Raw genomic sequence first — 12894 nt, forward strand, 5'->3', positions numbered from 1 at the left:
GTTTTTGCTTAAGTATAGTAGTCGTCAATAATTTGAATGGAACTCTCTATGCTCAGTAATATTAGTATGTACAATTCGCTGCTTGGCAACCAATCTGCGAATATCAACGCGTCAGAGCAACTTACTAAGATTGAAGAAGCTAAAGTTGTTGCCAATTCAGAGTTGCAAGAGCAAGGCAACCTGTCGCTTTCAACCAGAGCACAAAAGCTAAGCGCAATTACCAGTGAATTTTTTAGCGGTACATCATTTGCATCTGTCGATACTGCTGGCCTAATTGACCGAGTTTATGAGTACGGTTTAATGTCTAACAAAGAGTATGCCACGCTTACGGATAACAACTATGGTATTGCAGATACTACCGAGGACGAGCAAACATCGACCCAAAGCCTTAGTCAATATTTAACCGACTTAGATCAACGACTCAGTAATATTGACGATTATGAAGATTCAGACAATAGTAGCGTTGTCGCGCTTAAGCAGGCTCTTGAGCACGCGAGTACTATATTTGATGATATTGAGCAGGCCAAAAAAGAGCCTAATTTTAAGTCCAATTTAGCAACCACCAAGCAAACGTTGACTGAACTGTTAAATAGCACCGCATTTAGCGAGATGGAGCTCAAGGACAAGGTCGACATGTCTAATACGATTAAAACACTCGATATCATTGATAAGATCAGCATTAATCGACTCGATAACCCAATGGTTAATAAATATATTAATATTGCTAACTATTAATATCGTCCCAAGACCATCAGCACCAAAATTTTGCTAACCAGATCACTCATTTGGTCATTTAATGAACAGGGGTGTTGACTTGGTTAAATATTTGGTTATAATTTGCCCAGCTTTAAGGCACCACCTATATTTATGGTTAAAACAACGATGTTCAATTTGCACTTCGTCCTGTTTTTATAAGTAATAGCACTTTCAGCACGTCAACCTCAACTGAGGTTATAAAATTACTCTTTAATTAATAGGATTTATTATGTCTAATACAACTACTGGTACTGTAAAATGGTTTAACGAAGCTAAAGGTTTTGGTTTCATCGAGCAAGCAAACGGTCCTGACGTTTTCGCTCACTTTAGTCAAATCAGCGGTGACGGTTTTAAAACATTAGCCGAAGGTCAAAAAGTTGAATTTGTAGTCGGTCAAGGCCAAAAAGGTCCACAAGCCGAGAACATCGTCGCGCTATAAAGTGACAAGTTAGCATTGCGCTAACCACAGTAAATTACTGTCGATATTAAGGTAAGACCTAACCGTCTTACCTTTTTTTATGGCAAAAAATCGATCCTATAATAATACCAATTCCGATAATTAACTGATCATTCTTAACGGTTAAAACAAATGATAACCGCGTTATTTATTTTCTATGTAGAATGACTACAGACGTATATAAATGCCTTGTTCTCATTCGTTTTTCCTCGATAATAAATTGGCCACTAATTTAACGGAATTGGTATAATTATTTTCTCGCCATTGCTCATTCAGCGTCTAGACCTCAATAATTTAATACCAGTTCTATAATTGGCTATACTCGAAGTGTATTTATGAAATGTTTTGTACTAAATATGGGCAATTAATAAATAATAAAGAGAGAAATATTACCGAACAGATCGTTGCTTTCCATGGGGTAAATAACGCAGGTTTTTGTTGCGTCCTTATTGCTGTTTCAATCGAACTTGGTTTACTGAGTAAGTAAACAATCACTAGCAAGATACTATAGGCTACCAGCAGGGTTAATGGGGTTGATTGGGTTGTTAATGCTACTATAACGACACTCGCTACCATTGAAGCCGTTGCCCAATACTTTGCTTTTATAGGTACAATTTGGTATTGAGTCCAAGCGGTTAAGTTACTGCCAAACTTAGGATGATTTAGCAACCAGTGCTTCATTCGTGAGGAAGAACGACTAAAACACGCCAAAGCGATAATGAAAAAAATAGTGGTCGGCATTACTGGCAGCATAATGCCAATAATGCCGCATGCGACCATAATAATTCCAAGCGCTAAATATAAAGACTTTTTGCAGTGGTTGAGCTGTTGTTTTAAATCGATAAATGGCCGCATTAATTACGTGCTAGTACATTGTCAACACATGAGTGCACATACATAAAGGCGTTTAGCGCACCATCAAGCATCATTTGTTCTTCTTGGTCTGATAGCTCAATTGATTCAACTGACTGCATAAATTCACGCCACGCGCTGCCTCGACCATTGCCAGGGCCTGCTAAAAATCGCGCGCCATACTCACCGGTTAAATTAAGCTTGCCAACTTCTTTTGCTAAAATTGCAGCGCCTAATTTTGACCCTTCAATAACGTATAACCAACCGATCGCGGCGGGCAATGAAAGTGTATTCATCTCGTTATCATTAACCGCAGTAACTGATTGGTTAAAGTCGGCTAAATCTAGTTTAAGATAATTCAAGCGACAGCGAGATTGTAAATTGTAAAATACCTTGGTTAATTGTTGGCTTTGATAAAGCGGAGCCACTTTATTCATAAATTGATGCTGAAATTTTAAGAATTTAATATAGTTTTCGTTACTCTCGAAAGGTTGGTACGACATCACCTTGTCGTCCAGACTTTGATGAGTACCGGTGGTGATAGCACGTAGTTTAGTAATGCGTGGGTATTGCTGTTTAATGAGATTAGCCATAATGAAATCCATTTTTTATGTGCTGCATAACTAAAACGTCATGCGTTCAACGAAATTTTTACTCGATGTTTAATAGTTTGTTAGTAATACCTGCTGTATTAAAAGTAGTGTCAAGTGCGCTTAAACGCAACTGGCATGTATAGTCGATTTAATCGCATGGCTATATTCTTAATAATACTGGGTTGTCTTGAATACTGTTGCCAAATTTTACGTTGCAGGTAATCAATCAACCCGAGCAAGGTTAATTAACCTTATTAGGAGTGCATTGATCGCAGGCAAGCGATTTAACGTCATCGGTGAATAACAAAATGGCGTTATCCATTTGATTGCATAAATGAGAATTATTCTTATAATGCTAGCTAGACGACGTTCTTGCTGTAGGAGCGGCCAAAGTAAAGGTATTGTAGGCACGATGCAACATACACAAAAACAAGAAAATCGTTTTACGCGCATCGGAAAATTAGTCGATTTTATTAATGAAAATATCGACCAGCCACTGTCAGTTGAGCAGTTAGCAGAGAATAGTTGTTGGTCACGCTGGCAATTACAACGGGTATTTCACCATGAAACTGGTTTGAATCTGGCGCAATATGTGCGTGAATTAAAACTGAGTTTAGCCGCCGAGAAATTATTGGGCTCGCGTAATAAAGTGCTCGATATTGGATTAGACCTTGGCTTTAGCTCTGAGGTTAGTTTCAGTCGAGCGTTCAAAAATATGTTCGCATGTTCACCTGTGGCATATCGAAAGCGCGGTCAACGCCTTGGCTTACGCACCCCACTGACACTGTGCTCAAGTATTGTCGAGAGCTTTAATTTAGAAGCACGCTTATTACAAATTCGCATTGAAAGCCGCTCCCAATTCACCGTAGATTGTGTTTCAGGCTTAATCTCAGGTATTTTTTCTCAGCAACCCAATTATCAACATGAAGTACCGATGATTTGGTCGCAATTTCACCAGGCCGTCAACCTTGAACCAGTACCGGCACTGAATCTAACAGCAGTAAATGCTGACACTGAACTGGTGGGAGTTATTGGCGTGGGAAGTGCAAATGACAATGTCGATGCGATCCCTTATTGGGCCGGCAGTACCGCTGATTTAGCTTCATCAAACTTGAAAAAGTTAACGGTACCTGCGCAAGAATACGCTGTTATTCCGGTTGTTGGTCCGATTAATCAACTAGACAAAGTGCTTATTTGGTTGCTGTCGTGTTGGTTACCTCAGTCTAATTACTGTGGTATTGATGGTTATGAACTAGAAATATACCCTGCAAACTATAATTCGCAAGATCCCGAGTCTCAGATGGAGTATTGGTTACCGATTAAAGCGATTGCTTAAAAAATTGTAATTATTTGAACTTTGCACCAAATTGTTAATTTTTTCTCTAAATCTTTGTATATGATGCGAACGATAATTGTTATCATCTGTTGTTGATATTTGGAGATCTAATGTTATACCAACCGGCTCGTTTATTATCCCCTGTGGCATTTGCCGTTTTGTGCGCTTTATCTAATTCTGCGATAGCAGACGAGGCTAGTGCTGTTGATGCTGTTCTTGATAGCACTGTCGAACAAGTGACTGTTTTTGGCAAGACTTACCGTCATACCGCAACAAAAACGGCGCTAGCGCCGAGCGATACCCCGCAAGCTATTTCTGATATCGACCGGGCAACGCTCGATTTACGTGGGGTAAAATCAGTAGCGCAAGCATTACGTTATGTGCCAGCCGTTAATACTGAGCTGCGCGGTGGTGCGGTATCGCGGTTAGACTTATTTAATATTCGCGGATTTATTAACTATCAGAATTTTTATGATGGTTTACCGTTAATGTTCAATGGCTGGAATTTGCAGCCACAAATTGACTCAATAGCGTTAGAGCAGGTTGAGGTGTTTAAAGGGCCGACCTCGGTATTGTATGGCAACATCCCTCCGGGCGGCATGGTTAACCTTATTGCTAAATCGCCGCAGCAAGAACAGAGCACCAATGTCACGATTAGTACTGGTAATTTTAAGCGCAAAGAGTTGTCTGTAGACTCAACCGGGCAAATTTCTGACAGTAATTTATCTTACCGTGTTGTGGCAATGGGCAGTCACAAAGAAGGTCAAGCGGTTACATCAGAAGAAGAACGTTATGTTTTTGCACCGTCGCTCGACTGGCAAATGTCAGATCAAACGTTAGTGAACTTTAATCTGTATTATCAAAACGACCCATCGGCTGGCATTTATAACACAGCACCAGCAGCGGGCAGTGTATTACCTAATGCCAACGGCAAGCTAGATCCAAGTACGTTTACTGGTGATGAAAACTGGAATACCTACGAGCGCGAAGTGTTAATGCTGGGGGCTAAAATCAATCATGAGTTTAATGCCGATTGGAGTTTGTTAATCAATGCACGTTATATGGACGGGCAGGCTTATCAAGAAAATACCTACAGTACATTATTGTATGCCGACATGCGGACCTTAGGGCGTAATGCTTACCTGACCGATGAAACGTCAAAGAGCTTTGTGATAGACAATCAACTCTCTGGTCATTTTAAGACCGGCGCTGTTGAGCATAACGTTTTGTTAGGTCTTGATTACCAAAAGCTTGATTCACATATTATCTATAAAGATACCTATATTTATCAGGCGGCGACTTCAATTGCGACCATCGATATTTTTGCGCCTAATCATCAGAAAATAGATCGCAGCGCACTTAGCTTTAACTATAACCTTGATTTTGATTTAGAAAGTCGTCAAGTCGGCCTTTATGTGCAAGATCAGTTACAAGTGGGCAATTGGGTGGTCATTGCTGGTGGCCGTTACGATGAGTATCAACTTACAAGTACCGATCATGCCTCTGGCATTGTCGATGATACCGAATCAATCAAGCAAGACAATTTTGCTTGGCGTCTGGGTGGTTTATATAACTTTGATAACGGCTTAGCGCCTTATATCAGTTACGCCCAAAGCTTTGAGCCTGTTGCTGGTCAAGACAGGCTAGGCAATAATTTTGTGCCATCAACGGGTGAACAGTGGGAAGTGGGCTTGAAATATGAGTCGGCTGACATGGCTAAAACTTTGGTTGTTTCGTTGTTTGATATTACCAAGCAAAATGACGTGACTAGAGATCCTACTGGCACCGCTTACGATAAAATTCAAACAGGCGAAACTGTTTCTAAAGGTCTCGAGCTAGAAGCCAATATCATGTTAACGGCTAACCTTGATTTGGCGGCTAGTTACACCTATATGGATATGGAAATAACCAAAGACAACAGCGGTTTGCAAGGGAAAACACCGGTTTGGGTGCCTAAACAGAGCGCCAGTGCTTGGTTAAATTATTATATTGATAGCGGCCTTGCAGCAGGAACGACTATCGGCGCTGGTGTTCGTTATGTAGGTAAAACCCAGTTAGATTCGCTTAATAGCGATCAGGTATCTGGATATACCTTACTGGACATGTCAGTTGCTTATGACCTGTCTTATTTGAGTCACAGTCTCGATGGCTCACGTATTTCAGTTGCAGCAAGTAACTTATTGGGTAAAGAGTATTACTCTTGTTATGACACGACCAATTGTTGGTTTGGTGCCGAGCGTAATATCACCGCCAATTTAACCGTTAATTTTTAACTTTTATCCCTTAAAAAGACCAAGCCGAGTGCTTGGTCTTTTTATGTAACCTGAGTTCTGAATAAGAGTTTTGTAACACCTTGAAATTAGATTATGTCATTAGATAAATATAGCCAGTTTTTTCAAACCGCAATCTCGATCACGCCTTTACTTGATGGCAGAATTGGCACGCCTGAAACATCTCACTTTAAACCACAACAAGACAGCCAAGTTGCAATTCAATCATTGTATCAATACTGGCAACAGCAGCACCCCGAGGCGGGGTCGTCGTATTGGTTAACCCGTACTTGGACCATGCTAATATGGCAGCCGCTATATTTAGCCTTTGTTGGGGTATATGCCACGCAAACCATGCCTAAGTTAAGCGCTGTTGGCCAGTTTCGTGGTGAAAACGGTTTAATTTCAGGTTATGTATTGCCCGAAGTGCCTTTATTGGAAGCTGACAGCGCGCAGTTAGTCACTTATAGCGGCCAGCAATTGCAATTGTTATTTAACGATTTACGAGCGCAATTTGACCTGCAATACCGTATCCGACCCGGATTTGTGGCGCATTTATTGGCCGATACCTTACTGGTTAACCTAATTTCATTCCAGGCCTTACGTCTTGATCTTAACGTTTATCAACAAGCACAAGCTTGGATGGTGGCGTTAGGCTTATCGGACAAACACTTAAGCGCATTATATCAACCGACTAACGCCGATGGTCGCTGGGCTGTGAAACGGATCAGCTGCTGCATGCATTATCGTCGCGCCGACGGGGACTTATGCAGTAATTGCCCTAAGTTGAAATCGCCTCGCGCTAAAACGCTTATCAACTAGGAACTAAATGTTTGACTTAAATGACATTGTTGTCAATCGCCAGGGCCGTGACATTTTATCTATTAACGAGCTAACAATAGATTCAAATGCCTTTACGGTGATCCTTGGCCACAATGGTTCAGGAAAATCGACCCTCGCTCAGGTTTTGGCGGGGCAGTTAACCCCAGATAAGGGAAATGTTCATTTCTGTGGTCAGCCTATGGCTAAGTTTTCGACTAAATTACTGGCAAAAAATATTGCATTTTTACCGCAACGTTTGCCTGATGTTGCCGGTTTAACGGTGCAGGAATTAGTCCGATTAGGGCGTTTTGCTTGGCGCGGTACGTTTGGCCGGTATAACCAACAAGACACCGACATTATTGCAACCGCGATGCAGCAAACGGATACTTCACAATTTTGTGACCAAATTGCCGATAACCTGTCGGGCGGTGAGCGGCAAAGAGCTTGGATTGCCATGTTATTAGCCCAGCAGTCGCAAGTCTTGATTTTAGACGAACCGACCTCGGCGCTTGATGTTGGCCATCAATATGAGTTGTTGGCTTTGTTGCAATCACTTAACCAGCAAACCGGACAAGGGGTGACTGTGATTTTACATGATATTAATTTAGCCCTGCGGTTTGCCACCCGAGTGGTGGCATTAAGCGAAGGCAAGGTGAGCTTTGCTGGCGAGAAAAATTTATTACTTGATGCCGAGCGATTATCCGCTTTGTATCGAACCAATATTACATTAATTGACCACCCCTATCGGGATGAAAAGGTAGCCGTTGTATGTTAATTAAAAATAGATTAATACCAAATCTTATCATGTTGCTCGTTGCGACATTCTCAACCCAAGCCCAAGTCACGGTAACTGACAGTTTAGGCCAACATCAGTTACCACAATATGCTAAGCGAGTGGTGGTGCTAAATTGGGACATTGCAGAGCAGATATTAGAGCTCGGGGTAACGCCTGTTGGCATGCCTGATATTAGCGGATACAAAGAGTGGGTTGGTCGGCCAATAGTGCCAGCTTCAGTGCAAGACATCGGCACCCGAGTTGAACCAAATTATGAAAAAATCGCCATGCTTAAACCCGATGTCATTATCATTGCATCGCCTCAGGTTGATTTAAAAAGTCAGCTAGGAAAAATAGCCCCGGTATTGTTTTACCAAACTTTTAGCGCGTCGCATGATAATGCCCAAGCGGCGATTGCAAACTTTGGTTACTTGGCCGAGGTCGTTAATAAACAAACAGTTGCCAAGCAAAAGTTAACGGCAATGAATGATAATATAGCGCAGTTAAAGCAGCAGTTATTACAAGCGTATCAAGGAAGCTTGCCTAAGGTAATGACCATGCGTTTTGCCAGTACTACTTCGGTCTATTTGTATGGGGGCAATTCAATGCCGCAGTATGCGTTAAAGCAGTTAGGCATTGAGCCAGCACTTGATTTACCTTCAACCCAGTGGGGGGTGGTGCAAAAACGAATGTCAGATTTGCATACGCTTGCCGATAGCACCGCCTTATATTTCGAGCCCTTTAAGCGTAAGCAGGCGTTAGCGCGTTCTCGCTTATGGCAATCGATGCCGTTTGTCAGAGCAAAACGGGTTAATAGCATTGCCCCTAGTTGGAGTTACGGCGGCGCGATGTCAATTGGCTATATTGCCCAAGCAATTACCGACAGCTTATTGGCGTTAGCGCCAGCAAGTGTCGATAAATAGTCATTAGATTAAATTTTTAGGATAGGAAAGAGGATGTTGAGGTATTTAATTACAGTGCTCGCATTATTGTTAGCGTTGTTTTTATCGTTACAGTTACAAACGAACTTAAGCCTAGCACAACAATTTTCGTTGCTCAGTGGTCAAGAAGCGGTTGAGTTTTTTGAGGTGAACTTTGTTTATGCGGTATTACCCCGGTTAGTGATCGCGCTGTTAGTGGGGGCGGTGTTAGGGCTGGTAGGTAGTTTAATGCAGCAATTATCGCAAAACTCCTTGCTGTCACCATTAACCTTCGGTACTTCTTCAGGGGCTTGGTTGGCGTTGGTTGTTACCGCGGTGTTTTTACCCGATTTAGACAGTGACCACAGTAGCCTGATGGCTTTGCTTGGCGCGCTACTGGCAATGACGCTGGTACTCTTGATAACCGGGATTAAGAATATTGCTGGGCTACCGGTAATTTTGGCTGGTATGGCGGTCAATTTGTTTTTGGGTGCATTAGCAACCGCCATTATTTTATTAAACGATCAATATGCTAAAAACTTGTTTATTTGGGGGGCAGGAGACTTAGCCCAAAACGGCTGGGATTGGGTGCTCTGGTTATTGCCGCGCATAGCTGTTGGTGTAGTTATTATTGCGTTTGCCCCACGATTGTTAACCTTGATGCGCATTGGTCAGCAAGGTGCAAGTGCCCGTGGTTTAAATATTATGCCGGCATTTGTCTCGCTATTAGTGTTGGGCGTGTGGCTTATCGCGTGCGCGATAACGTCGGTTGGAGTGATAGGGTTTGTCGGACTATTAACCCCGAATGTCGCGCGGTTCTTGGGCGCGCGTACCGCACGTGATGAACTGTGTTATAGCTTATTGTTAGGGGCGCTATTTTTAGTATTAACCGATGGTTTAGCCGCATGGTTAAGTCTGTTCACGCTCGACTTTATTCCCAGTGGTACGGCTGCCGCGGTCATTGGCGCGCCAGCGCTGATATGGTTTAGCCGCTGTACTTTAACCGCTCATGACCAAATGGTGTTTAGATTACCCCAAGGCCTGCCATATTTGAAGCTGCGAGTTTTTGTTATTCTTTGTGTCAGCATCGTGTCGTCAATTATCTTAGCCAGTGTGTTTGTGATGCAAGAAAACAGTTGGTTTATCGCCTGGCCAGATGCATTCACCTGGTCGGTCCGTTGGCCTCGCATATTGACATCGCTCGCGGCTGGCGCCGGATTAGCGGTGGCGGGTACTATCTTACAACGTTTAATTCATAACCCATTAGCCAGTCCTGACATTCTCGGTATTTCAGCAGGGGCCATTTTAGCACTGGTGATGGCCAGCATGTTTTGGGGCATTACGATTTTTGAGGCCGGGCCGTGGGTTGCTTTTATGGGGGCGATGGCCGCATTAGTGGTAATTTTGCTGTTGGGGAAAAAACACGATTATTCACCCGCGAAATTAATTTTGACCGGTCTTGCATTAACCGCCTTAATTGAAGCGTTAGTACAGTTTGTATTAGCACGGGGCAATGACGATGTGTATGGCATATTAGCCTGGTTAGCAGGTTCGAGTTACCGAGTGAGCGCGCAGCAAGCAGTCATTTTGGCAATCAGTGTCGCTCTGTTGCTCGTGCTGGCAATGGTGTTATCGCGCTGGTTAACCCTTATTTCAGCCGGCAAAGAAATGGCCTTTGCGCGAGGTTTAAATGGGTCGGTTGCCTTTGTACTCTTGCTTTGTTTGGTCGCCATATTAGTTGCATTTGTCACCGCGACTATGGGCCCGATTGCATTTGTCGGCTTGCTGGCACCGCATATGGCTGCGATGTTAGGCGCGCGTAGTGTTAAACAGCAGTTATTATTGAGTGCGTTAGTCGGCGGGCTGTTAGTACAATTTTCGGATTGGCTGGGTCAGGTTGTATTGTATCCGGCGCAATTGGCGGCTGGCATTTTGGTCTCAATCATTGGCGGCAGCTATTTTATTTTTTTGCTGATTCGGGGGCGGTTAAAAAATGTAGTGTAACTTCACTGCAATACAATATACATGTTTGAACTAACGCTATTTAACAGCGAGTTATATGGCGAATACTTATGTGTTTAGGAAATAAAAATGCCGATTCCTGATAAGAAATCGGCATTGAGTATGAAGACTATACGTTGATAAAGATTGACTAGTTACATATCAATTTGTATTGAACAGCTTTATCAACGATCCGCATCTAATTAAGCAGTTTGATCAGCTTCAGCTTCAGAAGTACCCTTAACATCTTGCTTTAATAAAGCTAAACGTTCGATTTGAGATAGCGATGTTAAGTGAGAATAAATAGGAGCTAAATAACGCTTTGCTTTGATATCTAAAAATTTGTTATCAGATAAGTTATTTAGGCGTTCTTCATTAATAACGTAACAACCTGTTACATTTTTAACTTGGTCTAAAGCACGAACACGCATGTTTAGCGGGGTAAATAAATTGTTTTCAGCAAGGAAATTACAAAATTCTTTGGTAAAAGCTTCCATTTGCTGCAATTCACCTAAATAACGTTTAACGTTTTCGATAACTTCAGTAGGCTCACCAGACTCATTAAATAGTGGTTGACCATCTTCAGTACCAACGTACTCGCTATCTTCATCAATACAAACGGTATAGTTATCTTGCTCTGGCATTTTAGCCAATGCAAAAGGATAACGGCGAATAATAGCAGGAACATAAGATGCCTGCCATTTTCCGTCTTCGCCAACGAATAAGTTTTCACCAGCATCAAGACTTAGCAGAGTTACAGGGCGAAACTCATCCTGATTTTTGTCTTCTAAAAAAACGATTGGGTATACAGAAGCGGCACGAACAAACTCGTGGACCATAACTGATGCAATATGGAATTTACTTGCAAAATTAAAGTTATCAACAGTTTTTACTTTGTGGTTAGCGTGTGCTGCTTTATTAATAGGGGTTAGTTTAGTAAACATTACTTATCCTTTAAATCTTTTTGAATTGCTTAAGTGTATAAAATGGACGCTTAAACAGATTTTTGTTATGAGTTATATCTTTATATCAATATAACGAATTACCATACGAAATTAATACCTATTTGCTGTGTATAGATAGCACTTCAATTGAATTGTTAATACTATCAATATCTTGAGGTGTTATTATCAATTTCAGAGCAATACTCTAGGCATCTTTTACTCAAGATAGCATCTAAAAATTATTATAATGATAACATGAAATGTAGCTCTAATGCTGAGCTGTTAGGCTTTATGCGCATTTATTTATGGCTTAGCCCGGTTGTTATCGGGCAGATAACCGACCTGATTTTGATAGAGAAAATTTCGTCCATAACCTATCATTAACCTTCAGCCTTTCTCTATATCCTTACCGTATTAAGCTTACTTTGATGGAATATATCAAGGTGGCTTTGAGCCTAAAGAAGTGGGGGAGATTAAACTATCTGTTTTTATGGAGATGGTCATAATACAATCAAAAACTTGATGATTTAAGAGGTTTTTATCGTATATCTGCAAGCTGGATGTGAAGTTATTTATCTTTGTTATTAGTATCTTATGGTGGAATCTGGTTTGTGGGTAAGGCTCTGTAAAATTTATTTTGAAATAATTTGTTCGCGCTCTAGCTCTCTAGTTTGGAAAACTTGTAACTCTTTGATTTAACAGTCTTGGTACGTTTTTCGTTCAGATCCGTCAAAACCAAACCTTATCGTTTGTTTGTTATACAAATGCTCGTTAATTTAAGCCGCCTAGGGCACTAGAAATTATAATTTTATTGCTCTTAAATTATTGCTGGTATTTTGTACAGGTAAACTTGTCATATTGTCGTGTCTTTTAAGCTAATATTTCTCTGTAATTTGCCTTATTATCACTTTCAGTATATTTAATTAATCAAACCAACACTGGCGCAATGCCACTAATACAGCGGCATTGCGCGTAATTTACTCTTTTTAATAATTTTATTTAGATATTTCAATTCTATTTAACGAAATAGAGCACTGAAATTTTCATTTTGGTCAAATCAAGTGTAAAATCACTTCCTTATTATGATCATCATGGAAGCTATTGTTTTGCTTCATGCTGAGATATCAAATCCGTCAATTACGTACAGTAAGTCAAGGAATATCATTAC

The 12894-nt window shown here is 41.3% G+C and carries 11 protein-coding genes; 8 read left to right on the forward strand and 3 right to left on the reverse strand.

Annotated features, from left to right (window positions below):
* Window positions 1-48: 48 nt before the first annotated feature.
* The gene (locus tag HRU23_17530; protein NRA55942.1) at window positions 49-735 is read left to right on the forward strand and encodes a hypothetical protein; all 687 of its coding nucleotides are present in this window, start codon (window positions 49-51) and stop codon (window positions 733-735) included.
* A 250-nt stretch (window positions 736-985) separates the two neighbouring features.
* Window positions 986-1195, forward strand: a complete 210-nt coding sequence (locus HRU23_17535) for a cold-shock protein (protein NRA55943.1) — start codon at window positions 986-988, stop codon at window positions 1193-1195.
* A 351-nt stretch (window positions 1196-1546) separates the two neighbouring features.
* Here the strand turns inward: HRU23_17535 and HRU23_17540 are convergent, their stop codons facing one another.
* Both HRU23_17540 and HRU23_17545 read right to left on the reverse strand, forming a co-directional pair.
* Window positions 1547-2068, reverse strand: a complete 522-nt coding sequence (locus HRU23_17540; protein ID NRA55944.1) for a YbaN family protein — start codon at window positions 2066-2068, stop codon at window positions 1547-1549.
* Complete coding sequence (locus tag HRU23_17545) at window positions 2068-2658, reverse strand: biliverdin-producing heme oxygenase (protein NRA55945.1); 591 nt, start codon at window positions 2656-2658, stop codon at window positions 2068-2070. Before HRU23_17545 ends, HRU23_17540 begins: the two co-directional genes overlap by 1 nt.
* Window positions 2659-3070: 412 nt before the next feature.
* Between HRU23_17545 and HRU23_17550 the strand changes: the two genes are divergently transcribed.
* The 6 genes from HRU23_17550 to fhuB all read left to right on the forward strand — a co-directional run bounded on the left by HRU23_17550 (window position 3071) and on the right by fhuB (window position 10785).
* On the forward strand, window positions 3071-3994 hold the full coding sequence (locus HRU23_17550; protein ID NRA55946.1) for an AraC family transcriptional regulator: 924 nt from the start codon (window positions 3071-3073) through the stop codon (window positions 3992-3994).
* Between the two features lie 110 nt (window positions 3995-4104).
* Complete coding sequence (locus HRU23_17555; GenBank protein NRA55947.1) at window positions 4105-6267, forward strand: TonB-dependent siderophore receptor; 2163 nt, start codon at window positions 4105-4107, stop codon at window positions 6265-6267.
* Between the two features lie 93 nt (window positions 6268-6360).
* Entirely contained in the window at window positions 6361-7086 is a 726-nt protein-coding gene (locus HRU23_17560; protein NRA55948.1) for a siderophore ferric iron reductase, read from the forward strand.
* 7 nt (window positions 7087-7093) lie between these two features.
* Window positions 7094-7861 carry an ABC transporter ATP-binding protein gene (locus HRU23_17565; protein ID NRA55949.1) on the forward strand — a complete coding sequence of 256 codons (768 nt, stop codon included), beginning with the start codon at window positions 7094-7096 and terminating at the stop codon, window positions 7859-7861.
* Entirely contained in the window at window positions 7855-8784 is a 930-nt protein-coding gene (locus HRU23_17570) for an iron-siderophore ABC transporter substrate-binding protein (protein NRA55950.1), read from the forward strand. The genes HRU23_17565 and HRU23_17570 overlap by 7 nt, the downstream gene beginning before the upstream one ends.
* Window positions 8785-8817: 33 nt before the next feature.
* Complete coding sequence (fhuB, locus tag HRU23_17575; protein NRA55951.1) at window positions 8818-10785, forward strand: Fe(3+)-hydroxamate ABC transporter permease FhuB; 1968 nt, start codon at window positions 8818-8820, stop codon at window positions 10783-10785.
* A gap of 200 nt (window positions 10786-10985) precedes the next feature.
* Here the strand turns inward: fhuB and HRU23_17580 are convergent, their stop codons facing one another.
* Window positions 10986-11726, reverse strand: coding sequence for a SapC family protein (locus tag HRU23_17580; protein NRA55952.1), 741 nt, complete (start codon window positions 11724-11726; stop codon window positions 10986-10988).
* Window positions 11727-12894 lie beyond the last annotated feature (1168 nt).

This window comes from Gammaproteobacteria bacterium (assembly GCA_013214945.1).
GTDB lineage: Bacteria > Pseudomonadota > Gammaproteobacteria > Enterobacterales > Psychrobiaceae > Psychrobium.